General features: G+C 75.4%; 18 protein-coding genes and 1 riboswitch. Of the genes, 10 read left to right on the plus strand and 8 right to left on the minus strand.

What is annotated here, in order from left to right:
• Nucleotides 1-15: 15 nt before the first annotated feature.
• Nucleotides 16-492: a helix-turn-helix domain-containing protein gene (locus COO58_RS09790; protein WP_098744690.1), complete on the minus strand. Its 477-nt coding sequence runs from the start codon at nucleotides 490-492 to the stop codon at nucleotides 16-18.
• Nucleotides 493-568: 76 nt separating this feature from the next.
• On the minus strand, nucleotides 569-2,131 hold the full coding sequence (locus COO58_RS09795) for an LLM class flavin-dependent oxidoreductase (protein ID WP_098744691.1): 1,563 nt from the start codon (nucleotides 2,129-2,131) through the stop codon (nucleotides 569-571).
• A 216-nt stretch (nucleotides 2,132-2,347) separates the two neighbouring features.
• A riboswitch (cyclic di-AMP (ydaO/yuaA leader) is annotated at nucleotides 2,348-2,513 on the plus strand.
• A 3-nt stretch (nucleotides 2,514-2,516) separates the two neighbouring features.
• Here COO58_RS09795 and COO58_RS09800 point away from each other — a divergent pair.
• Nucleotides 2,517-3,140, plus strand: a complete 624-nt coding sequence (locus tag COO58_RS09800) for a transglycosylase family protein (protein ID WP_091574262.1) — start codon at nucleotides 2,517-2,519, stop codon at nucleotides 3,138-3,140.
• A gap of 171 nt (nucleotides 3,141-3,311) precedes the next feature.
• Nucleotides 3,312-3,761: a YbaB/EbfC family nucleoid-associated protein gene (locus COO58_RS09805; RefSeq protein ID WP_091574263.1), complete on the plus strand. Its 450-nt coding sequence runs from the start codon at nucleotides 3,312-3,314 to the stop codon at nucleotides 3,759-3,761.
• A 66-nt stretch (nucleotides 3,762-3,827) separates the two neighbouring features.
• Here the strand turns inward: COO58_RS09805 and COO58_RS09810 are convergent, their stop codons facing one another.
• The 4 genes from COO58_RS09810 to COO58_RS09825 form a co-directional block, all read right to left on the minus strand.
• Nucleotides 3,828-5,891, minus strand: a complete 2,064-nt coding sequence (locus COO58_RS09810) for a M4 family metallopeptidase (protein WP_098744693.1) — start codon at nucleotides 5,889-5,891, stop codon at nucleotides 3,828-3,830.
• A gap of 374 nt (nucleotides 5,892-6,265) precedes the next feature.
• On the minus strand, nucleotides 6,266-8,512 hold the full coding sequence (locus COO58_RS09815; protein ID WP_255292569.1) for a transglycosylase domain-containing protein: 2,247 nt from the start codon (nucleotides 8,510-8,512) through the stop codon (nucleotides 6,266-6,268).
• A gap of 294 nt (nucleotides 8,513-8,806) precedes the next feature.
• Complete coding sequence (locus COO58_RS09820) at nucleotides 8,807-9,466, minus strand: hypothetical protein (RefSeq protein ID WP_091574266.1); 660 nt, start codon at nucleotides 9,464-9,466, stop codon at nucleotides 8,807-8,809.
• A gap of 141 nt (nucleotides 9,467-9,607) precedes the next feature.
• A complete protein-coding gene (locus COO58_RS09825; protein WP_091574267.1) occupies nucleotides 9,608-10,768 on the minus strand; it encodes a hypothetical protein in 1,161 nt (386 codons plus the stop codon).
• 155 nt (nucleotides 10,769-10,923) lie between these two features.
• Between COO58_RS09825 and COO58_RS09830 the strand changes: the two genes are divergently transcribed.
• The 7 genes from COO58_RS09830 (at nucleotide 10,924) to COO58_RS09860 (ending at nucleotide 18,538) form a co-directional block, all read left to right on the plus strand.
• Complete coding sequence (locus tag COO58_RS09830) at nucleotides 10,924-11,859, plus strand: diacylglycerol kinase family protein (protein ID WP_091577585.1); 936 nt, start codon at nucleotides 10,924-10,926, stop codon at nucleotides 11,857-11,859.
• A 42-nt stretch (nucleotides 11,860-11,901) separates the two neighbouring features.
• Nucleotides 11,902-12,672, plus strand: a complete 771-nt coding sequence (locus COO58_RS09835) for a nucleotidyltransferase (RefSeq protein ID WP_098744696.1) — start codon at nucleotides 11,902-11,904, stop codon at nucleotides 12,670-12,672.
• A 46-nt stretch (nucleotides 12,673-12,718) separates the two neighbouring features.
• Entirely contained in the window at nucleotides 12,719-13,687 is a 969-nt protein-coding gene (locus COO58_RS09840) for an ATP-binding cassette domain-containing protein (RefSeq protein WP_091574269.1), read from the plus strand.
• Nucleotides 13,680-14,480 carry an ABC-2 family transporter protein gene (locus COO58_RS09845; protein WP_098744698.1) on the plus strand — a complete coding sequence of 267 codons (801 nt, stop codon included), beginning with the start codon at nucleotides 13,680-13,682 and terminating at the stop codon, nucleotides 14,478-14,480. Before COO58_RS09840 ends, COO58_RS09845 begins: the two co-directional genes overlap by 8 nt.
• Nucleotides 14,477-15,265 (plus strand): ABC transporter permease, encoded by a 789-nt coding sequence (locus COO58_RS09850; RefSeq protein WP_091574271.1) that lies wholly within the window; start codon nucleotides 14,477-14,479, stop codon nucleotides 15,263-15,265. Before COO58_RS09845 ends, COO58_RS09850 begins: the two co-directional genes overlap by 4 nt.
• A 61-nt stretch (nucleotides 15,266-15,326) precedes the next feature.
• The gene (locus COO58_RS09855) at nucleotides 15,327-18,116 is read left to right on the plus strand and encodes an FAD-binding and (Fe-S)-binding domain-containing protein (protein ID WP_255292570.1); all 2,790 of its coding nucleotides are present in this window, start codon (nucleotides 15,327-15,329) and stop codon (nucleotides 18,114-18,116) included.
• Nucleotides 18,116-18,538, plus strand: coding sequence for a glutaredoxin domain-containing protein (locus COO58_RS09860; RefSeq protein WP_091574272.1), 423 nt, complete (start codon nucleotides 18,116-18,118; stop codon nucleotides 18,536-18,538). The genes COO58_RS09855 and COO58_RS09860 overlap by 1 nt, the downstream gene beginning before the upstream one ends.
• A 32-nt stretch (nucleotides 18,539-18,570) precedes the next feature.
• On the opposite strand, the gene COO58_RS09865 is transcribed toward COO58_RS09860, so the two are convergent.
• Entirely contained in the window at nucleotides 18,571-19,602 is a 1,032-nt protein-coding gene (locus tag COO58_RS09865; protein WP_255292571.1) for a nitronate monooxygenase, read from the minus strand.
• A gap of 72 nt (nucleotides 19,603-19,674) precedes the next feature.
• Between COO58_RS09865 and COO58_RS09870 the strand changes: the two genes are divergently transcribed.
• The gene (locus tag COO58_RS09870; protein WP_098744701.1) at nucleotides 19,675-20,055 is read left to right on the plus strand and encodes a VOC family protein; all 381 of its coding nucleotides are present in this window, start codon (nucleotides 19,675-19,677) and stop codon (nucleotides 20,053-20,055) included.
• A 42-nt stretch (nucleotides 20,056-20,097) separates the two neighbouring features.
• Here COO58_RS09870 and COO58_RS09875 read toward each other — a convergent pair whose 3' ends face one another.
• Complete coding sequence (locus COO58_RS09875; RefSeq protein WP_255292572.1) at nucleotides 20,098-23,634, minus strand: glycosyl hydrolase; 3,537 nt, start codon at nucleotides 23,632-23,634, stop codon at nucleotides 20,098-20,100.
• Between the last annotated feature and the right edge of the window lie 76 nt (nucleotides 23,635-23,710).

Here is a 23,710-nt window from a genome sequence, read left to right on the forward strand (position 1 = left end):
CTGAGGGTGGGTGGATCAGGAGGTCCGCAGGCCCGGACCGGGCAGCACGGCCAGCTCGTCGGCCGGCACGTCGTGCCCGGCGTCGCAGCGCAGCCGGGCGTGCACGTCCGCCCCGCAGTCGTGGTGGGTGACCAGGACGGACGGGCCGACCTCGTCGGCGGCGTACGCGTCGCCCCACTGGCGGAGGGCGACGAGCACGGGCAGCAGGTCGCGGCCCTTGGCGGTGAGCACGTACTCGTCGCGGGTGCGCTGCCCGGGCTCCCGGTAGGGCCGCCGGTCGAGCAGGCCGTCGGCGACGAGCTGCTTGAGGCGGGTGGCGGCGACCGGTTCGCTCACGCCGACCCGGCGGGCGAAGTCGTCGAAGCGCCGGGTGCCGAACGACGCCTCGCGCAGCAGGAGCAGCGTGGTGCGGTTGCCGACCACCTCGAGCGCCCGGGCGATCGAGCAGTTGGCGGTGGACCAGGAGTCGCGCTGCGCGAGGAAGTCCGTCATGGGCTCGACGCTACCGCGCTGACTTAGGGAAACAAAAGCCAGCTATCTCACGTCGCGGCTCGGGAATATCCGTCGGTCACAGCTGACCGGGGTAGAAGCCGTGCCGGGCCAGCGGCTCGACGATCTGGTGCTCCTCGTACGACAGGTGTGACAGCAGCGTGTCGGTGAGCAGGTCCGCCGCCTCCTGGAGCCCGGTGAAGTCACCCGGTCGGCTGATCAGCTCCACCAGCGCCCGGTCGACACCCTCCACCACGCCGTGGATCACCACGTGCTCCTCCTCCAGCCGGTCGAGCACCGCCGCCAGCCCGGCGTCGGCGCGGCGCAGGTGCGGGAAGACCGAGGCGTCCTCCAGTCCGTGGTGCTGGGTCACCACCGTGCAGTACGCGGCGCAGTACGCGCCCAGCGTCCAGTTGTTCTGCCGCAGGGTCATCTCGTTCAGCGCGGCCCGCGCGCCGCCCGGCGAGACCGCGCCCCGCGTCACCTGTTCCAGCAGGTCCCGCACCTGGGCCAGCTCCCGGCGCAGGTGGTCGTGCACGTCCACCAGATGTTGCCCCGCGGCCTGCGCGTGGGCCGGGTAGACGTGCCCGGCCGGCGCCGGCGGGGCGGTCGGACGGGTCGACTCGTCCCAGAGGCGGCGCGCGCTCAGGCGTACCCCCGGGTCGGGCGTGGGGGTGACCGCGAGGGTGGTCGGGACGCCGCCGGCGGCCTGCTCCCGCGCGACGGCGCGGGCGCCGCTGCCCGGCGTGGTGCGCTCGGCCGCGACCAGCTCCCGGACCGCCGGCGCCACCTCCTGGGCGAAGAGCTGGATGGCGCGCGGCTCGTCGCTGCCCAGGACGAAGGTGGTGATGCCGTGCTCCAGGGTGAGCCCGGCCAGGTCCTCCACCCACCGCCGCGGCGGCCCGGCCAGGAACCCCGTGGACGAGCGGGTGAAACTGCCGGTCACGTTGAGCATCCGGCGGATCTCGCCGGGGTCCCGCCCGGCGGCCCGCGCGCCCTCGTCGACCAGCGCGTTGAGCGCAGGCAGCTCGTCGGGCCCCTTCGGCAGGTAGGCCAGCGACGGCAGCCAGCCGTCCGCGGCGCGACCGACCAGGCGCAGCATGCGTGGCTTGTACGCGCCCACCCAGATGCCCACCGGATGGGCCGGCGCCGGTCCGCGCTTCGCGCCGACCACCCGGTAGTGCTCCCCGGCGACGCGGATCATCCCGCGTCGGTCGGTGCCCCAGACCTCCCGGATGACCTGGATCGCCTCGTCGAGCGCGTCGACCGCCGCGCCGGGGGAGAGCCGCCGCCCGCCGGCCGCCTCGATCGCGTCCCAGAACGCGCCCGCGCCCAACCCCAGCTCGACCCGGCCGCCGGTGAGCAGGTCCAGGCTGGCCACGCTGCGGGCGAGCACCACCGGTTGGCGCAGCGGCAGGTTGAGCACGTTGCCGGCCAGTCCGATCCGGTCGGTGGCGGCGGCCACGTACGACATCAGCGTCCACGTGTCCAGGAAACCCGGCTGGTAGGGGTGGTCCTGGAAGGTGACCAGGTCCAGCCCGACCTGCTCGCAGAGCGAGGCGAGGGCCACCACCTGGTCCGGCCGTCCGGCGGTGGGGGTGAGGAAGCCGCCGAAGGCCAGCTCGTGTCCGTGCTCGGTCATCCGTGCCGCTCCTCGTGCGATCTTGCCGGTCCCGCCCACGGTAGCCCGGGGCCGGAGCGGCCGGGCGGGGCGTCCGGATCCGGCCCGTACGTCCCGCTACCACGTCGTCGCGTGCCGCGTGCCCGGTCGCCCGCCCGGGTGACGAACATCCCGAGAAGTGGGCGATCGCCCGAAATCGTCCCTAGCGTCGGTGGCGTCCGCGGTCGCGGACACCACGGGCCGGTAACGCCTAATCCCGCCGCCGGCCCGGCGGTAACCGAACCTCGGCGGGAGCGGGGGACCCAACGTTCCTCGGTGCACGTCACCTCGGGGTGAAGCCGCCAGCGGCGGCCGGGCTCCTCGGCCCGAACCCGACAGCTCACCTCGTCGGCGTGGAGGAATCCCCATGGCAACTGCATACGCAGCCCGTCGTACCGCCGTCGGCGTGGTCCTGGCCGGCGCCGCGGTCCTGTTCGCTCCGGCCGTCCCGGCCAGCGCCTCCGGCGTCAACTGGGACGCCGTCGCGCGGTGCGAGTCCGGCGGCAACTGGCACATCAACACCGGCAACGGCTACTACGGCGGGCTCCAGTTCTCGCGCGGCACCTGGAACGGCCACGGCGGGAAGAAGTACGCCGCCCGGGCGGACCTGGCCAGCCGGTCGGAGCAGATCGCCGTCGCCGAGCGGGTCCTGGACGGGCAGGGCATCGGCGCCTGGCCGGTCTGCGGCCGCAAGGGCGGATCCGGCTCGTCCCCGAAGAAGGCGGCCGACCGTCCCACGCCGCGGAAGGCGGACCGCCCCGCGCCGAGGAAGGTCACCGACCGGCCCACCACGACGAGGTCCACGGTGGACCGACCGGCCGGGCGGGGCGGCGCCGGCACCTACCGGGTGCGCTCCGGCGACACACTCTCCGGCATCGCCGTCGCGGCGCACGTCGCCGGGGGGTGGCGGGCGCTGCACGAGCGCAACCGCGCCGTCGTCGGCGACGATCCGGGCCTGATCTTCCCGGGTCAGCGACTGCGCCTGCGCTGAGCCGACGAACGCCCGGCCGGGGCTCCGGCCGGGCGTTCGCGGTCGCGCGACACGCCGGGCGCGCGGCGCCCGACCTGCTCGCTTGCGGGCGGGGCCGGCCGGTGACCGCGCTCGGTCGGTGCCGGTTGCTATGGTCACGATGCTCGGCTAAGACGTGAAGAAAGCGCGGATATGACCATCGACCCGTTCTCGGCCGCCGCGAGCCTCGACGAGCTCCTGAGCCGGACGCAGCAGGCGCTCGCGGCGATGCGGTCCCGGGCCGGCGTGCACCCCGACGGCGAGCCGGGCGAGTTGCTCCGGGCCGAGGGCGCCGCGGCCGACGGCCGCGTCCGGGCGGTCGCCGTCCAGGGTGGCCGACTGGACTCGGTCGCCGTCGACCCGGACCTGGCCGGCGAGCCGCTGGAGGTCCTCTGCGGACACGTCGTCGCCGCCGTCAACGCCGCGCTGGCCGAGCTGGACGCCCGGGTCAGCGACTCGGCCCGGGCCGACGCCGACGCCCTGGCGGCCCGCCTCGGCGGCCTGCCCGACCAGGCGGAGCTGTTCAGCCGGGCGATGCACGAGGTGGCCGCGCGGATCCCGCGCGACCGGGGCGCCGCGTCCCGGGCCGGCCGCCCGGCCTGACCGACCTGCCGACGCGACGAAGCGGCCGGCCGCCCGGAGGACGACGACCGGCCGCTCGCCCTACGGTCAGCTCAGGGTGACCGCGGTGTCGTCGACGACGAAGGACGTCTGCAGGGAGCTGTCCTCCACGCCGCTGAACGAGATGGTCGCCGTGGTGCCGGCCAGCGACGAGACGTCGAAGGACCGCTGCACGTAGCCGGTGGCCTTGTTCAGGTTCGAGTAGGTCGCCAGCGTGGTGCTGCCGGCCTTGACGGTGAGCTTGTCGTACGCGGTGGTCGTGGTCGACTCCGCGCTGTCGATGTGCAGCCAGAAGCTCAGCGTCGCGCGGCAGCCGGCCGGAACGGTCACCGACTGGCTCAGGTTGTCGGTGTGCGACGAGCCGTAGCCGTCGAGCCACGCCTTGTACGAGCCGCCGTGCGCGGCCTGGCCGCTGTCCGTGGTGATGACGCCGGACGAGGCGGTCCAGTTCACGGTGCCCGACTCGAAGCCGGGGTTGGCCAGCTTGTTGCCGGAGCAGCCGCCCGACGGCGGAGTGGTCGTGGCGGTCGGCGTGGGCGTCGGGGTGCCGCCGGCGCACGTCGGGTCACCGGACTGGGCCGGCACGCTGACCGCGTTCCAGGCCGCCTTGACCGCGTCGAACTCGGCGCAGCTGCCCGGGTAGAGGTTCTTCGCCGCCTGCAGCGTCCAGGTGCGGTACTTCAGGTACGACGAGGACGAGGTCTTCAGCAGCATCGCGTTGTACATGATCTTGATGGCCTTCTGGATCCCCAGACCGGTCACGCTGCTGCCGTTGCAGGTCGAACTGGTCGGCTGCCCGTTGGTCGGGCTGCTGCCGTTGGCCAGCAGGTAGAACCAGTGGTTGCCGGGGCCGGCGGAGGCGTGCACCTCGCCGCCCGGGACGCTGCTGGAGTAGCAGTTCGGGTCGCCGAGCGCGGACGGGTTGTACATGTTGCGGATCGGGCCGGAGCCGACCAGATTGATCTTCTCGCCGACCAGGAAGTCCGGCGCGTCGTAGCTGGACGGCTCGTTGGCGAACCACTCGGTGGCCGCGCCGAACGTGTCCGCCACGAACTCCTGGGTGCCGCCGCCGGAGATGCCGCCCGGGGTGTGGTCGTCGATGCCGTGGCCGATCTCGTGCGCCACCACGTCGAGCGAGCCGATCCACTGACCGGCGGTGTTCTTGCCGATCTGCACCTGGGTGCCGTCGTAGTAGGCGTTCTGGTCGTTCAGGCCCACCCGGATCGGCCAGTAGCCGCCGTTGCCGTCGGCGCCGTTGCGGCCCAGCCACTGGCTGAGCATCTTGTGCTCGGTCTGCGCGGCGAAGAGCGCGTCGACGCAGCCGGTCTCCTTGTTGGTGGCGGTGCCGTTGCCCCAGGCGTCGTCGGAGCCGCTGAACGTGGTGTTGTTCGCCGCGTCCTGGCAGCTCAGGTTCGTGACGGTCGGGTCCTTCATGGAGTAGGTGCCGCCGGACTGGGTGGTGTTGAGCGTGAGCGGGCTCGGGCCGTTCCAGGCGCCGGTGCCGGTGCCGTGCACGATGTGCTCCTGCGTGCGCAGCACCGCCCCGGTGCGGGCGTCGACGTCGACGGTGAGTCGGCTCGGGCCCTCGGCGTCCGTGCCGCGCACGGTGGTCTCCCAGGCCAGCGTCGGGCTGGCGCCGAGCGTGTAGACGACGAGTGCGGTGCCCTCGACCGAGCTGACGGTCCGGAGCTGGGCGCGCGCCTTCTTCGCGCCCGCGGCCGGGGTCAGCGTGGGGGTGGTGACGAGGGCGCCGATGGGCCGCTGCTGGGCGACGGAGGCGTACTTCAGGTTGCCGGCGGCGTCGGTGGCCAGCACGAAGTCGCCGCCGACCACCGGCAGGCCCTTGTAGGTGCGCTCGTAGGGCACGTACTGGGTGCCCTCGGAGGAGATGACCGGCTTCTGGACGAACGCGTCGTCGGAACCGGCCTGGAGGTAGGCGGGGCGGTTCGCGACCAGCGCGCGGGCCGAGTCGGCGGCGGCCGCGCGGGCCTGCGCCGGGTTGGGGGCGGCGGGGCCCGGTGGGGCGGCCTGCACGGCCGCGGCGGTGCCGGCGGCGATCACGCCGGCCGCGACCGCGCCGGAGAGCGCGGCGAGGCGAGGTGAGAGCTTCACGAGGGTTCGCTCCTGTTCTGAGGCGCGCAGCACGGAGCCCGGTGGGGACGGGCGGCGCGGTGATGCGAGGCGGGGTGACGGTCGGTCACCGGAGCTGCCGGCGTGGCTCCGGGTCGACAGATCGACCGTCCGGGTCGCCGGGGGTCGACGACTCGTGGGTGCACGATCACACGCCGCCGGAGCCGGGATCAATGGGTGACCGGGGCAACCGACTTCCGCCGGACACCCGGCCGTCGGCCGGAATTCAGGAAGCCATGATCTTCAATAGCCCCTGATCAGGCCGAATATCGTCCGCAGTGGATGGATGCGAAGGCGTCATACGGCTTTTGCCGTGGTGTGCGGATGGCGCACATAGGTTCGATCGTCCCCCGGGGTCAGCGCGGTCCCCGGCTGCGCGTCGGCGATCCGGTCGGCGACGGCGACGGCGACGGCGACGACGTCGGACGCACGGTCGGCCGGCCGGTCGGGCGCGGGCTCGGACTCGACGGCGTCGGGCGGGGCGTCGCCGACGCCGACGCCGACGGGCTCGGCGCGGAGGTGGTCGGGGCCGGCGTCGACGGGGAGGGCTCCGGCGCGTCCCCCGGGAAGCTCGGCTCCCGGAACCGGTACCGGTCCGGGTCGAGCTTCATCGCCTCGGTGGCCCGGGACATGAACTGCCGCCAGATCGGCGCGGCCCCGGTCGAGCCGTACACCTCGTAACTGCCGCCCCGGGTCCGCAACGGCTTGCCGTCGGTGGTGCCCAGCCAGACGGCCGAGGCCAGCGCGCCGGTCCAGCCGACCATCCAGGTGTGCACGTTCTGCGTGGTGCTCTGCCCCGCCTGCCAGGTGCCGGTCTTGCCGGCGGAGTCCCACCCGTTGTCCAGTCGGGCCGCCCGGACCCGACGTAACGTCCAGTCGAGCTGATCGATCGCCTCCCGGTCCAGGCCGAGGTCGGTCTGGCGCACCTGCTCCGTCCACACCTCCTCGTCGCCCTTGGTCACCGAGCGGACGAAGTGGGCGTCGGCCCGCTTGCCGCCGGCAGCGAAGGTGGCCATCCCGTTGGCGTGGTCCTGCACCGTGATGCCGTACTGGCCGATGCCGACCTCGGTGGAGAACCGCTTCGCCACCTGGTCGGCCGGGTCGCCGCGCAGGTCGACGCGCTGCGGCTGCGGGTTGCCGCGCACGGTCTCCCACATCGACTCGACGCCGGCCCGCCGGGCCATGTCGATCACCCGGGCGGTGCCCAGCTTCTCGGTCAGCTCGAAGTAGGTGACGTTCAGCGAGGCGACGGTGGCCTCCCAGAGCGCGCAGTCCGGCTGGCAGGGCGCGTGCTCGGCGTTGCGGATCGGCCCGGCCGCGCTGCCCCGGGTGCGACCCGAGGCGGGGAACTCCTTGGTGTCCGGCGAGTCGAACCGCTGCTTCACCGAGATGCCGTCGCGCACGGCGGCGGCCAGGTCGTAGACCTTGAACGAGGAGCCCGGCGGGTGCTGGCCGAACCCGCGCGCCTGGCCCTTCTCGTCGTAGTACCAGCCTGCGTAGTCGGCGCCGGAGCCCCGGTCACCGCCGTAGTAGCCGAGCACCCGCCCGGTGCCCGGCTCCACCGCCACCAGCGCCGCCTGCCAGTTCTTCGGCTGCCCCCGCACCGCCTCCGGCGCGCTGTCCCGGCGGATGTCCGCCGACGCCTCCGCCGCGTCCTGCACCCGCTTGTCGACGGTGGTGACGATCCGGTAGCCGCCGTCACGGATCACCTCGTCCGGCTTGCCCCGGAACGGCTCCGTCCGCCGCAGCTCGGCCAGCACGTGGTTGACCACCAGGCCGGTCGGTCGGTCCAGGTCCGACCGGCCGGCGTCCGGGTCGACCGGGCGCACCGTGTCCGGGTACGCGAGATCCGCCGCCTGCCGCGGCGTGAGGTAGCCCAGCTTCACCATGCCGTCCCGGATGTAGTTCCACCGGTCGATCGAGTTCTGTTTCGCGGTCGCGTTGCGGGCCGGGTCGTAGCCCGGCGCGCCCTGCGGATCGGCCGGGTCCGCCTCCGGCTGCTTCACCATCGCGCACAACACCATCGCCTCGGCCTGGGTGAGCTGCTGCGCCGCCGGCGCGTCCCGGCGCACGGTCTTGCCGAAGAACGTCTGCGCGGCCGCCTCGATCCCGTACGCGCCCCGGCCGAACGGCACCGTGTTCAGGTAGAAGCCGAGGATCTCCTCCTTGCTGTACGTGTCGTCGAGCTTCCAGGCGATCACGGCCTCGCGCAGCTTCCGTGAGTAGGTCACCCCCCGCAGGTCCGCGGCGACCCGTGCGTACTGCTGGGTGAGGGTGGAGGCGCCCTGCCGCTGCCCGCCGGTGACATTGGCCCAGGCCGCCCGGAGCACGCCCTTGACGTCGATGCCCTGGTTGGTCCAGAACGTGCGGTCCTCGGCCGCGACGATGGCCTGCTTGGCCGAGTCGTTCATCTCGTCGTACGGGACGATGGTGCGGTTCTGCGCACCGAGCTTCGCCATCGGCGTGCGCCCGTCGGCGTAGAAGACGGTGGTCGACTCCGGCAGCTTCAGGTCGGTGGGCGTGGGGACGCTGTCGAAGTAGTAACCGCCGGCGACCAGGCCGCACCCGGCCAGCAACGTGCAGATCGCCAGGAAGACCGCCACCCGCCGTCGTCGGCGTCTCGGCCGGGCCGGTGTGGCGCCGCCAGGTCCCCGGACCTCTCCGTTGTGCCGCACGCGACGCCTCCGAACTGATCGGCCGAATCGTGTCCCTGCCCGGCTCGCAGGCTAACCGAGCTGCGCCGACGGCACCGGCCTGCGGGCGTCGACCGGTGTGGCGGCGGCCCGTCGCGGGCCGCGCGCCGGGCGGCACGGCGCCGCACGGCGCGGCCCCGTGCGGTACGGCGCCGGGCCGCGCGGGTCGGGGCGGCACGGCGCCGCCCCGACCCGGTCCGCCGGTCAGTGCGTCGCCCATCCCGCCGCGCGGCCGTTGCGCCCCCGCCGGCCGATCCGGCGTACCGGCCAGCGGTCGTTGCCGCCCGGATGCGCCGGTGCCGGCCGCCACATCGACCGCAGTTCGGTGCCGTCCGGCGCCGGGAAGATCCCCCGGTCGAGATAGCCGAGCCGGCGCAGCAGCGACCCGTACGGCTCGTCGTCCACCTGCGCGTACGTGGGCAGGCTCAGCGTGTCCATCCGGCGTTGCGCGCCGGCGAGCGCCTCCGCCGCCCCACCACCGGGCGCGGCGAGCAGCGCCAGGTGGTTGTGCGGCTCGACCGGCCGTCGCGCGGCCAGCTCGTCGTCGAGCCGGCGGAACCGGTCCACGTCCGGGCCGGCGACCGCGCCGAGGCGGTCGACGTACCGGCGGGGCGGGGGGATCGGGCGGTAGCGGTGGAACCACACCGTGGCGGCGGTGCCGTCGGGCAGCAGGAACGCGTCGCCGAAGAGCAACGCGTGTTCGGTCCAGATCCGCGCCACGGCGGCGAGGACGGCGGAGCGGCGCGGCGCGTCGGGGACGAGCCACGCCGCCAGGGCGGTGGGGGAGAGGGCCTCGGCGACGAGGTCGGCGATCCGGCCGACGTCGCACCATCTGGCCCGGATGACGGGCATTGCTCCGGTCATGGTGGAACTCCTGGTCACCAGTGTGATCGAGGAAGGATGCCGGGCGCCGGACGGTGGTCGACGGCGCCGCCGCGCGCGGTCGCGCGGCCCCGGGCGCGCACGCCCGGTCACCGGATCGAGGGTGCTGCCGGTGCGCGCCGGTCAGGCCGGGCGGGTGCCCGGACGCGACGAACGGGACGCCGGCAGGCGGTCGGCGGCCGGATGTCCGAACGGGTCTGCCAAGGGCGGGCAGGCCCAGGCGGCGGCGTCGGCGTCCGCCGGGTCGCCGTGCCCGGCGCCGCGGGGGTGCACCGCGCCGTCCGGCGGCAGCGGCACGACCGGTGCCGGCGCGAGGTCGACCGGACCGGGCCGGGCGACGGTCGCCGCCGCGGCGCGGGCCGGAACCATGACGACGGTCGCGCCGCCGGGAGCAGCGGCCGGCGCCGCGACCCGGACGGCCACCGGCCCGACGCCCCCGGCTCCGGGAGCCCGGCGGGCCGGAGCCGTCGCCGTGCCGGCCGGCGCGGCGGCGTCCGGTGGTCGTGCCCCCGGTGCCCCGGGCGCCCCGGGAGCGGTGGGCGGGGGCGCGGGCGCCGACGGCGCGGGGGGATCGAGCAGGTCGGTGATCGGGTGGAGCGGGGCGAGTACCGGGTCCAGCGGTCGCAGCACCGGCTCCAGCACACGCCGCACCGGACCGAGGACCGGGCGCAGCGGGCGGACCACGGGGGCGAGCGCGCCGGCGACCGGCGTGAGCACGTCCGCCGCCACCGGGTCGGTGACCGGCCGCAACGCGTCCGCGACCGGGGTGAGCACGCGGGCCCGCGCCGGCTCGGTGACCGGGCGCAGGGCGTCCGCGACGGGGGCGAGCACCTGGTCCGGCGCGGGTTCGGTGCCCGGGCGCGGAGTGCCGGTGGTCGGGGCGCGCACCCGGTCGCGCGCCGGGGCCGCCGCCGCCGGGTCCACCCGCGGGCGCGGCGCCCCGCGCACCGGACGGGCACGCGCCGGTCGGTCGACCGCCGACCGGACCGCGGGCGGCGTGGTCCGAGCCGTCGGCGGCGGTGGCGTCCCGGGCGCCGGTGGCGGTGCCTCCGGAACGGTCGCCCGGACCTCGTCGAATCCGGACGGTGACACGCCCAGCACCGGACCCAGCGCGCCGGTGAGCAACCGGACGACGCCGGGCGGCGACGCGGATGGTGGGCGCTCGGCGGCGTGGGCGGCGCCGGCGGCGGCGACCTCGTGCGCCGCCCAGACCGCGACGACGCCGCCGAGCAGCAGGCCGAGGCGCAGCGCCCAGCGTGCCGGCGGCCCGACCCGTCGCGTCATCCCCGCACCCCCCGGGACCCGGCGTGCAGCGACGCCGGTCACTGCCCGAACTCTACCGAACGTGGCGGTCCGGGCACAGCATGCCGCTGATCGGTTTCGGGCGCGGCCCCCACCGACAGGCGTGGCACGCGGGCCGTCCGGGTACCACCGTCGGCATGAGTACGAGCACGGCGGACCGCGCCGACACCGACACCGTGGCCGCCCCCGCCGGCGTGGTGGCGGTCGTCGCCCACCGGAAGAAGACGTTCGGCGGCGGCCTCGACGAGCTGCGCGCCCGGCTGGCCACCGCCGGCGTCGAGCGGCTGATCTGGCACGAGGTGCCGAAGAGCCGTAAGGCCCCGAAGCGGGTCCGCGCGGCGCTCGACGAGGGCGCCGACCTGGTGCTGGTCTGGGGCGGGGACGGCATGGTGCAGCGGTGCGCCGACACGCTGGCCGGCACCGGCGTGCCGATGGGCATCCTGCCCGCCGGCACCGCCAACCTCTTCGCCGCCAACCTCGGTATCCCCGCCGACCTGCCGGAGGCGGTGCGCATCGCGCTGCACGGCCGGCGGCGCCGGCTGGACCTGGGCCGGCTCAACGGGGAGCACTTCGCGGTGATGGCCGGCGCCGGCTTCGACGGCGACCTGATCCGCGACGCCGACCGCAAGCTCAAGGGCCGGTTCGGCCGGGTCGCGTACGTCTGGACCGCGTTGCGGCACGTGCGCGGCGAGTGCGTCCGCACCCGGATCCGGGTCGACGGCTCGGACTGGTTCGACGGCGAGGCGAGCTGCGTGCTGTTCGGCAACGTCGGCACCATCACCGGCGGCATTCCGGCCTTCGACGACGCCCGGCCCGACGACGGGGTGCTCGAGGTCGGCGTCGCCACCGCCAGCGGCGCCGTGGACTGGGCGCGCACGTTGGGCCGGATGGCCGCCGGCCGCTCCGACGACTCACCGTTCGTGCGGATCACCCGGGGCCGCAAGATCCGGGTCCGGTTCGCCGCGCCGAAGACGTACGAGCTGGACGGCGGCGCGCGGGGCACGGCGAAACGGCTGAAGGTCACGGTGGTACCGGGCGGATTGACGGTCTGCTGCCCCGACCCGCTGGACTGACCCGGCCGGCGCCGGGCCGGACGCGCCCGGCAGGATGCGGGCATGCGCGACGACGTACGCGACTACCTCGCCGACCTGGTGCGGCGCTCCCGGGACGTGCTCGGCGACGACCTGGTCGGGGCGTACGCGGCCGGTTCGGTCGGATTGGGCGCCTACCAGCCGGGCCGAAGCGACGTGGACGCCGCGCTGCTGGTCGCCGCGTCGCCCGCCGGGGCCGCCCGGCGGGCGCTGGTGGACCGGCTGCGGCACGAGGCGCTGCCCTGCCCGGCGCGCGGCCTGGAGCTGGTCGTCTACCGCCGCGACGTGGCCGCCTCCGGCACCCCGGAGCCCGGCTTCGAGGTGGAGCTGAACACCGGGGCCACCATGCCGTTCCGGGCCACCTACGACCCGGCCGACCGGCCCGCCGCCGACGGGCGGTTCTGGTACGCGCTCGACCGCAGCATCCTGCGCCAGTCCGGCCTGACCCTGCTCGGCCCGCCCGCCGCCGAGGTCTTCGCCGACCCGCCGCCGGCCGTGCTGCGGGCGCTGCTGGTCGACGCGCTGCGCTGGTGGCTGGCGCTGCCCACGCCGCCCGGGGACGCGCCCGCGCCGGGCGCCGAGGACGCCGTGCTCGGGGCCTGCCGCGCGCTGGTGCGCTGCCGCGACGGCGTCTGGCTGGGCAAGGTCGACGCCGGCCTGCGGGTGGCGGCCGACGACCCGGACGCGCCGCTGATCCGGGCCTGCGTCGCCGCCCGCCGGGGCGGCCCGCCCCCGTCCGGCGCGGCGGCCCGCGCGTTCCAGCGGCGGGTGCTGGCGCAGCTCGACGACGGCTGACGAAATTCGATGTCGTCCGGGCCCGCCGGGCGACTAGGGTCGGACGATGATCGAGGTGCGCGACCTCGCCAAGCACTTCCGGGTGCACCGGCGGCAGCCCGGCCTGGCCGCGTCGCTGCGCTCCCTGGTCCGCCGCGAGCACGTCACCGTCCGCGCGGTCGACGGGGTCGGCTTCACCATCCCCGCCGGTGAGGTGGTCGGCTTCCTCGGCCCCAACGGCGCCGGCAAGACCACCACGCTGAAGTGCCTCACCGGCCTGCTGCACCCCAGCGCCGGCACGGTCCGGGTGCTGGGGCACACCCCGCACCGCCGGGAGCCGGCCTTCCTGCGCCGCGTCTCGCTGGTGATGGGCCAGCGCAACGGGCTGTTCTGGGACCTGCCGGCGGCCGACGCGTTCGAGGTCAACCGGGCGGTCTACGGCCTCGCCGAGGGACCGTACCGGGCCGCGCTCGACGAGCTGGTCGACCTGCTCGGCCTCGCCCCGCTGCTCGGTCGGCAGGTGCGCGTGCTGAGCCTCGGCGAGCGGATGCGCTGCGAGCTGGCCGGGGCGTTGCTGCACCGCCCGGACGTGCTCTTCCTCGACGAGCCGACTCTCGGCCTCGACGTCAACGGGCAGGCCGCGGTCCGCGCCTTCCTCCGCGACTACAACGCCCGCCACGGCGCGACCGTGCTGCTGACCAGCCACTACATGGGCGACGTGACCGCGCTGGCCCGCCGGGTGCTGGTCATCGACCGGGGCGCCCTGCGGTTCGACGGCGACCTCGCCGCGCTGGTCGAGGCGCACTCGCCGCACCGGCTGGTCCGGGTCACGCTGCGCGAGCCCGCCCCCGCCGGCGCCTGGGCCGGGCTCGGCGAGCCGGTCGACGTCGACGGCGCGGTCGTCACGCTGGCGGTGCCCCGGGCCGAGACGGCGGCGGTCGCCGCCCGGCTGCTGGCCACCCTGCCGGTCGACGACGTGGCGATCGGGGACCCACCGGTCGAGGAGATCATCCGGGCGGTCTTCGCCGGTGCGTGACACCCTCACCGCATACCGGGCGCTGGCGCGCGGCGGCACGCTGGTGGCCGTCACCTACCGGGGCCGGCTGGTGCTGCGCGTGCTCACCGGCTTCTTCCCGCTGCTCATGATGGCGGTCTGGCTGACCGTGGTCGCCGAGGCGGGCCCGCCGGCCGGCTGGACCAGCGCCGACTTCCTCGCCTACTACGCGGCCGCGACGCTGATGGCGAACCTCTCCGGCGACCACGTCGTCTGGCAGTGGGACGCCGACCTGCGCAGCGGCGACCTGTCGCTGCGGCTGCTGCGCCCGCTGCACCCGTTCCACCAGTACGCCGCCGCTGACCTCGGGCAGCGCCTGGTGATCCTGGTGGCGCTCGTGCCGGCCCTGGCGCTGGCCGCGGTGCTCAGCCCCGACCTGGACTACCCGGTCACCCCGGCCCGACTGGCCGCCGTCGCGGCCGCGGCGGCGCTGGCGTACGCGTTGGGTCTGCTGACCGCGTCCACGTTCGCGTTGCTCGGCTTCTGGAGCACCCAGACCGCGAACGTGTGGCTGCTCTGGTGGGGGCTCGGCTCGTTCGCCTCCGGCTGGGTCGCCCCGCTGGAGCTGCTGCCGCCGTGGCTGCGCACCGCCGCGGTGGTGCTGCCCTTCCGCAGCATGATGGGCTTCCCGGTGGAGCTGGTGACCGGCCGGCTGGACGGTGGTGAGACCGCGCTCGGCTTCGCCGTCGGTCTCGGCTGGCTCGGGGTGTTCGCGCTGCTCTACCGGATCGGCTGGCGTCGGGCCGTACGCCGGCACCAGGCGGTGGCCGGGTGATCCGCCGGCAGCTGCGGGTGCTGCGGATCTGCTGGCGCGCGGCGGTCGCCGCCGACCTGGAGTACCGGTTGCAGTTCCTCTCCGCCGCCGCGTTGAGCGCGTTCTGGATGGTGTGGGCCGTGGCCGGGGCCTCGGTCTACTTCCGCTTCGCCGGGTCCGTGGCCGGTTGGACGCACGGCGAGGTGCTGGTCGTCATCGGCCTGTTCTTCACGCTCAACGGCCTGCGCCAGACGCTGCTGCAACCCAACCTGGAACTGATGAGCGACCACGTCCGCCGCGGCACCCTCGACTTCCTGCTCACCAAGCCGTTCGACGCCCAACTGCTGGTGAGCCTCGGACGGGTGCGGGTGACCAACCTGCTCGACCCGGCGCTGGGCCTGGTGCTCGTCACGGTGGGCGTGGTGCTGTCCGGGCGCGGGGTCTCGCCGGGCCGGCTGGCCGCCTTCCTGCTGCTGTTGGGCTGCGCCGCGGTGCTGCTGTACGCGCTGACCGTGCTGCTGATGGCGGCGACCGTGGTGCTGGTGGCGGCGGAGGACCTGGACCGGGTCTCGTTCGCCTTCGTCGAGCTGTCCCGCTTCCCGGTCGACCTCTACCGCGACCCGGCCCGCACGCTGCTCACCGTCGTCCCGGTCGCGTTCCTCACCACGTACCCGGGTGCGGCCCTGCTGGGCCGGCTCGACGCCCGGATGCTGCCGGTCGCGGTGGCGGTGGCCGCCGGCGCGGTGGTGGTGGCCACCGGGGCGTGGCGGCGGGCGCTGCGGTCGTACGCCGGGGCGGGCGGCTGACCGGCGCGCCGCCGGGCCGTCCCCGCCGGTGACTAGGGTGGGCGGGGGAGGTGCGGTGATCATGGAGCTGAGCGCGGAGATCCGGGCCGGGCTGGAGTCGGTGGTGCCCGGCGGGGTGGCGACCCGGGCGGCGGACCGGCTGCGGCTGGCCCACGACGCGTCGCACTACCTGCTGCACCCCGGCGCGGTGGTCACCCCGACCGACGCCGGCCAGGTCGCCGCGCTGCTCGCGCAGAGCCGGCGCGGCGGCGTCCCGCTGACCTTCCGCTCCGGCGGCACCAGCCTCAGCGGCCAGGCGGTCACCGACCGGCTGCTGGTCGACGTCCGCCGGCACTTCCGCGACCTGACCGTGCTCGACGACGGGCGGCGGGTCCGGGTGCAGCCCGGCGTGGTGCTGCGCCAGGTCAACGCGCGGCTCGCGCCGTACGGCCGCAAGCTCGGCCCGGACCCGGCCAGCGAGTCCGCGTGCACCGTCGGCGGCGTGGTCGCCAACAACTCCAGCGGCATGACCTGCGGCACCGAGTTCAACACCTACCGGACGCTGGAGTCGCTGGTGCTGGTGCTGCCCAGCGGCACCGTGCTGGACACCGGCGGCGCGGACGCCGACGCCCGGCTGCGCGCCGCCGAGCCGGACCTGCACGCCGGGCTGCTGCGGTTGCGCGACCGGGTGCGCGGCAACCCCGACTCGGTGCGCCGGGTCCGCGCCCAGTACGCCATGAAGAACACCATGGGGTACGGCGTGAACGCGTTCCTCGACCACGACGACCCGGTCGACCTGCTCACCCGGCTGGTGGTCGGCAGTGAGGGCACGCTCGCGTTCGTCGCGTCGGCGACGTTCCGCACCGTACCGGTGCACCGGCACGCCGCGACCGGTCTGCTGGTCTTCGACTCGCTCGGCGCGGCGACGGCCGCCATGCCGGAGCTGGTGGCCGCCGGGCCGGCGGCGGTCGAGCTGCTCGACGCCGCCGCCCTGCGGGTCGCCCAGCGGGACCCGAAGGCGGACGCCGCGCTGCGCGGCCTGGCCGTGCGCGGGCACGCCGCGCTGCTGGTCGAGTGGCAGGAGTCCGACCCGGACGCGCTGGCCGGGCGGGTCGCCGCCGCCGAGCCGGTGCTGGCCGGGCTGCCGTTGACCGCGCCGGCCCGGCTCAGCGGGGAACCCGCCGCCCGCGCCGCGCTCTGGCACATCCGCAAGGGTCTCTACGCCGCGGTGGCCGGCGCCCGCCCGTCCGGCACCACCGCGCTGCTGGAGGACGTCGCCGTGCCGGTCGAGGCCCTCGCGGGCACCTGCGCGGCGTTGGCCGAGCTGTTCGACCGGCACCGCTACGCCGACAGCGTGATCTTCGGCCACGCCAAGGACGGCAACCTGCACTTCATGCTCAACGAGCGGTTCGCCGACGGCGCGGCCCCCACCCGCTACGCCGACTTCACCGAGGAGATGGTCGACCTGGTCCTCGGCCACGGCGGCACGCTGAAGGCCGAGCACGGCACCGGCCGGGTGATGGCCCCCTACGTGCGCCGCCAGTTCGGCGACGAGCTGTACGACGTGATGCGGCAGGTGAAGACGCTCTGCGACCCGGACGGCGTGCTCAACCCCGGCGTGCTGCTCAGCGACGACCCGGAGATCCACCTGCGGCACCTGAAGACCGTGCCGACGGTGGAGGAGGAGGTGGACCGGTGCGTCGAGTGCGGCTACTGCGAGCCGGTCTGCCCCAGCCGCGACCTCACCACCACGCCCCGGCAGCGGATCGTGCTGCGCCGCGAGATCGCCGCCGCCGAGGCCGCCGGCGACCGGGCGCTGGCCCGGGAGCTGACCGACGCGTACGACTACGACGCGGTGCAGACCTGCGCCGTGGACGGCATGTGCGCCACCGCCTGCCCGGTCCTGATCAACACGGGTGACCTGGTCAAGCGGCTGCGCGCCGAGGAGCACGGGCGGGCCACGCGCACCGGCTGGCGGGGCGCGGCCCGACGCTGGGACGCCACCACCCGGGGCATGGCCCGGGGGCTGGACCTGGCCGGCGCGCTGCCGCCCGCGCTGCCCGAGGCGGCCACCCGGGCCGCCCGCGCCGTGCTCGGCGCGGACCGGGTGCCGCAGTGGCGGCGGGACCTGCCGCGCGGCGGCACGCCCCGCCAGGCCCACCCGGCGGACGACCCGGACGCCGTCTTCGTGCCGTCCTGCCTCGGCACGCTGTTCGCCCCGGCCGAGGGCGGCGTCGGCGTGGCCGCCGCGCTGCTCACGCTCGCCGACCGGGCCGGCGTCCGCCTGCTCGTGCCGGACGGGATCGGCGACCTCTGCTGCGGCACGCCCTGGTCGTCCAAGGGCCTCACCGACGGCTACCGCGCGGTGCGCGACCGGGTCCCGCCGGTGCTGCGCGCGGCCGGCCGCGACGGGGCGCTGCCGGTGGTCAGCGACGCCGCCTCCTGCACCGAGGGCTTCGACCGGCTGCTCGCCGACGCCGGTGACCTGCGGGTGGTCGACGCCGTCGCCTACACCGCCGCCACGCTGCTGCCGCGACTGACCGTACGCCGGCGGCTCGGCTCGCTCGCGCTGCACCCGACCTGCTCGTCCACCCGGCTCGGCCTGGACGACGCGCTGCTCACGGTGGCCCGCGCGATCGCCGACGAGGTGGTGGTCCCGGATGGCTGGCAGTGCTGCGGCTTCGCCGGCGACCGGGGCCTGCTGCACCCGGAGCTGACCGCGTCGGCCACCCGGGCCGAGGCCGCCGCCGTCACCGCGCGCCCCTTCGACGGGTACGCCTCGGTGAACCGCACCTGCGAGATCGGCCTGGCCCGGGCCACCGGGCAGCCGTACCGACACCTGCTGGAGCTGCTGGCCGAGGTGACCGCCTGATGGGGCGCAGCTGGTGGCTCGCCGGGCTGATGCTCGTCGTCGGCGTGCTGGTGGGCGTCGCCCAGGAGGGCGTGGCGTCGTCCGTGCTGGGCTTCGCGGGCTTCGCCGTCCTGGCCGCGCTTTTCTCGCCGCTGGCCTTCCCCCGGTCGCTGAGCGCGGCCGAGGCGCGCCGGCGCAGCGCGCGCGACGGCCGCCCGGTCGTCTACTGGCGTCCCGGCTGCACCTACTGCCTCCGGTTGCGCCTGCGACTGGGCCGGCACGCCGGGCGGGCGCACTGGGTGGACATCTGGCGTGACCCGGAGGCAGCGGCGGCGGTCCGGGCGGTCACCGGCGGCGACGAGACCGTCCCGACGGTGGTGCTGCCGGACCAGGCCGTGGTGAACCCCGACCCGGCCTGGCTGCGCGCGCGGCTCCGGGCCTGACGGCGGGGCCGGCCGGGGCCCGACGGCCGGCTTCAGAGCGGGCGGGTCAGCTCCGCGACCAGGTCGGCGACCGGCGCCGCCCGGGCGCCGCGCCAGCCGGTGCCGGCCCACAGGTGCAACCGGTCGGCGTCACCGGCCCCGGCGGCGGCGACCCGCAACGGCCGGGTCAGGTGGTGCAGCGCCGGATAGCCGAGCGGGGCCGCCGCGTCGTGCCGCTCGACGAAGCGGTTGCGCAGCGCCCGCGCGGGACGACCGGTGAACGCGCGGGTGACCACGGTCCGGTCCCGGGCCGGGTCGCCGAGCGCGTCCCGGTGGGTCCGCCCGGTGCCGCTCTCGTCCGCCAGCAGCAACAGCGTGCCGACCAGCACCCCGACCGCGCCGGCGGCGAGCGCGTCGGCGACGTCCCGCCCGCCGCCCACCCCGCCCGCGGCGAGGACCGGCAGCCCGGTGCGTCCGGCCACCTGCCGGACCAGGTCCGGCAGCGGACGCGGCGCGGGTGGGGCCGCCGGGGTGAACGTGCCGAGGTGGCCGCCGGCCGCCCCGCTCTGCGCCACCAGCCCGTCCACCCCGAGGTCGGCAGCGGCCGCCGCCTCCTCCGGCCCGGTCACGGTGACCAGCACCCGGCTGCCGGCCCGGCGCAGGTCCCGGACCACGGCTGCCGGCGGTGGGCCGAACGTGAAGCTGACCACCGGCACCGGTTCGCGGCGCAGCAGGTCGAGCTTGGCGTCCCAGTGGTCGTCGTCGGCGACCCGGTCGGCCGTCGCGAGGTCCAGGCCGTAGGGCGCGCCCTCGGGCGCGATCCGGTCCGCGTAGCGGCGGAACTCCGCCTCCGTGACCGGCACCGGGGTGGGCACGAAGACGTTCACCCCGAACGGGTGGCCGCCGTCCCGCAGCTCGGCGATCTCCGCCGCCACCGCCTCGGGGGTGCGGTAGCCGGCGGCGAGGAAGGCGAAGCCACCGGCCGTACCCACCGCCGTCGCGAGCCGGGTGGTGGACGGCCCGCCGGCCATCGGCGCCGCCACCACCGGCAGGTCCACCCCGAGCAGATCCCGAATTCCCGTCACCGCCCCAGTCTGCCGCCTCCGCCGCCCGGAACCGGGGCTGCCGGCGGGAGCGGTCCTGGTTAGGCTCGGGCGATGCATCGATCCCGGCTGTACGCCCTGATCATCGACGCGCCCCAGGAGTCCGCGGGAGAGGTCACCGCGTTCTGGTCCGCCGCGCTCGGCGCCGAGGTGCGCACCGACCCGAGCGAGCCCGAGTTCACCGGCCTGGCCGACGTGGTGCCGGGTCTGGTCACCGCCGTGCAGGCGGTGGACGACGCGCCCCGCCACCACCTCGACATCGAGACCGACGACGTGCCGGCCGAGGTCGAGCGGTTGCGGGGTTTGGGCGCCACGCCGGTCTCCCGGTGGCAGGACTGCCACGTGTTGCGGGCGCCGGGGGGTCACCTGGTCTGCGTGATCCCGGTGGCCAGCGACCCGGAGCTGTTCGCGTCGACCGCCACCCGCTGGCCGTGAGGCCGGCGCCCCGGCCGGTGAGGGCCGGGGCGCCGGAGCCGGTCAGGCGGTGTAGGGCAGGGTGACCGTCGAGCGGTCCCCGGTGCCGAGCGTGGTGGCGCCGGCGCCGATGGCGTTCCACACCTCCACGGTCACCGTGCCGCCGGCCAGGTCACCGAGCGTCCCGACGCCGGAGAGCAACCCCCGGGCCTGGGTGTAGTGCTCCCACCCGGGCACCGGGTCGGTGGCGAAGTACTGGTACGTCTCCACCCGGTCGGCGGTGCCGTCGCCGGTCAGGTCGTAGGAGACCCGGACGTGGGTGCCGTTGCCGACCGTCGTGCCCGCGTCCAGCAGCAGGTCGAACCGGGTCGCCCCGCCGGTGTAGCGGGCGGTCAGACCGGAGGCGGTGAACCGCAGCGGTTCCCCGCCGGTCGCCGGGACGGTCACCGTGGCCGAGGCGCCGGCCGCGCCGGCCAGGCCGGTCGGGCCGACCAGGTGACGTTCCGCGGTGAACCCGCCCGACGCCGGCGGCGTCGTGGTGGCGGTGCTCCCGGCGTACGGCAGCACCAGGCGGGACGCGTCACCGATGCCGAGCGTGGTGGGCGCGGCGCCGATGGCGTTCCACACCTCGATCCGGACCGTGCCGCCGGACAGGTCGCCCAGCGTGCCGGTGGCCGAGGTGAGGCCCTGCGTCTGCCGGTAGTGCTCCACACCGGTGACCGGGTCGGTGGCGTAGTACCGGTAGGTCTCCACCCGGTCGAAGCTGCCGTCGCCGGTGAGGTCGTACGAGACCCGGGCCTGGACCCCGTTGCCGACCGCGGTGCCCGCGTCGACGGCCAGGTCGAACGCCGTGTTCCCGCCGGTGTACGTGCCGGTCAGCCCGGTGGCGGTGAAGACCTGCGCGTTGGCCGGCGCGCCGTCGTGGTTGCCGTTTGCCGCGGCCACCGTGACCGTGCCGGCCGGGCCGGCGGCGGCGCCCAGCGCCCCGCCGGAGCCCAGGTAGCGGGTCGGCTCCAGCGCCGGCGGCGGGGTGGTCGGGCTCGGGCTCGGGCTGGTCGGCGTCGGGCTCGGCGTGGTCGGCGTCGGGGTGGGCGTGGTCGGCGTCGGGGTGGGCGTGGTCGGCGTCGGCGTGGGGGTGCTCGGCGTCGGGGTCGGCGTCGACGTCGGCGGGGGACCGGTCGGCACCGTCACGCCGCCGGTGGCGCTGCCCCCGCTCCAGGTGTACGCCCCGGAGGTGACGGTCTTCCCGGCCGGCACCGCCAGCGTGGTGCCGTCGGAGAACGTGACGGTCAGCGGCGCCGCGGTGATGTTCGACGCCACGTACGTGCGCTCGGTGCCCGTGCGGAACACCTTCGCCAGCGGGTGGTTCGCGGTGACCGAGGTGTCCACCGTGCCGAGCGCGGCGAGGTTGCGGATCCAGTGGAACGTGTGCGCCTTGCTCTCGCCCTCCTCGCTGGCGAACGTGCTGTTGGCCCGGAAGTTGCGCAACGCCTGCTCGCCGTCGCCGAGGGCCAGGAACTCCCAGATGATGTCCTGCCACACCGTCGGCGGGCCGTTCTTGTTGGCGAGCAGCTCCGCGTAGTTGGCCTTGACGTACTCCGGGTGGTCGCCGAGGTAGAGGTGACCGCCGGTGATCGGCAGCATGTTGATGCCCTGGATCATCTCCGGGGCCGAGGAGAACCAGGTGGCGTACGCGCCGCCGTCGCCCCACACCATGCCGACGGTCTTGTGGCCGAAGGCGGCCGGGAAGTTCTCGTCGTGCACGTCGAACCAGTACTCGGAGATGGCCGCCGACTGGGTGGTCCACAGGTAGACGCCGGCGTCGCGGACGGCGGTGTTCCCGGTCGCCTGACCCCACTGGATGAGCGCGTTGGCGAAGTTCATGCCCTCCGAGGAGGACTCCTGGTTGTTGCCGGCGAAGAACGGCGCCAGGCCGGAGGCCCAGTCGTGGCCGGCGTAGATGTCGAAGTCCCGCAGGTAGGGGAACCGGTTGTCGGCGCGGTCGTAGTTGTTGGCGTCGCGGATGAGCAGGTCCACCATGCCGCCGTAGCGGGTGTCGTCGGCCCAGCCCGGGTCGAACTTGGCGACCGTGGCCGCCGCGGCGACGAAGTAGCCGTAGTGGAAGTGGTGGTCGTTGAGGTCCTCGTCGGAGCCGTACGAGGCGGGGTAGCCGATCAGCGTGCCCCAGTTGCGGTCGTAGTAGAACAGCTGGCCGGTCTCGCCGGAGCTCGCGGTGAGCCAGTTGGTCAGCCGCGCCTTCATGGCGGTCACCGCCGCGTCGCGCACGGCGGTGAGGCCGAGCTGGTCGGCGATCTCGGCGATCCGGGCGGCCCGGCCGAGGCCCTTGCCGGCCCAGTAGGTGTCCCGCCCGCTGATCCCCTCCGGGTTGGCCAGTTCGGCGTTGAGGTAGTTGGTGACGGTGGTCAGGTCCGCGCCCGTCGCGTCACCCACCGCCGGCACCTCCGGCAGCACGCCGGTGTAGCGCATCGAGGTGGTGAAGGACGGCACCCCGACCAGCACCCGCATGGCGCCGCGCGCGGAGACGTACGTGCCGGTGATCGGGGTGGCGCCGGTGAGGCTGCGCCACTGGTGCGGGTAGAGCGCCACCACCGTCTTCGTCTCGGTGCCCTCGCGGGGCGTGGTGGTGAACGCGTACGTGGTGCGCACCGTGCCGGCGGCCTGGTCGTACGCGTAGCTCATCCGGGTGCCGGTGACGTGGGCGTGGGCGTACCTGCCGTACTCGTCGGCGAGGGCGGCCTTGTCCGCGCCGCCGGGCAGCACGGCCACGGAGAAGTAGCCCTTGCCGGCGAGCGTCGAGCTGATGCCGGCGCCGTTGACGGTCCAGGTCGCGCCGGTCGGCGCGTACGCGACGTAGTCGTGGCCGTTGACGGTGAAGCCGATGGTGGCGCCGGAGTTGCGCCAGACCGTCGGCGTCGCGGTTGCGGTGAGCTGCGCGGCGCCGCCGCCGGTGACGGTGTAGTAGCTGAACGGCAGCCCGTGGCCGATGGTGGCCCGCATGCTCCGGTTGCCGTCGCTCCAGTCGGCGGTGACCGTCCAGTCGGTCCAGTCGGCGGCCTTGACCACGGGCGCGGCGAGGCCGGCCACCCCGACCCGGACGTCCTCGGTGTACGGGTAGTGGAATTCGCCCACCCCGGTGGCGGTGCCGCTGATCGCCGGCGTGGTGGTGTACGACAGCCCGAGCCCGTTGTTCTCGGCCTTGAACGCCAGCGGGTGGGCTTGGAGGTTCTCGCTGGTCCCGCAGTTGTTGCGCTTCCAGATCAGCGACGACCACCAGTCGTTGGTGGGGATCGCCCCGGCCGGGGCGTCCGCGGTGGCGAAGATCCGCGGGTTGGTGCTGACGGTGCCGCAGCCCTTGGGCAGCACGGCGCCGGGCGGCAGCGTCTCGGTGTAGCTGCCCGCGCCGACGGTGCCGGCGGCGGCGGTGCCGCCACCGCCGACCACGACGCCGAGCAGTCCGGCCGCGAGCACGGACACGGCGGCGAGGGCGACCACCCGACGGGGGCGTCGGCGGGCGGGGGACGGAACCGGTTCCGGCAGCGGTGCGGCGCCGGGGGAGAAGTCCCGCAGGGGGAGTGTCATGGAGGTCCCCTTCAGAGGAGAAGGCGGGGTACGGATGGTGGTCCGATGGTCGAGAGAGCGCTCTCTTGAGAAGCGA

Source organism: Micromonospora sp. WMMA1996, from assembly GCF_002573675.1.
GTDB classification, from domain to species: domain Bacteria; phylum Actinomycetota; class Actinomycetes; order Mycobacteriales; family Micromonosporaceae; genus Micromonospora; species Micromonospora sediminicola.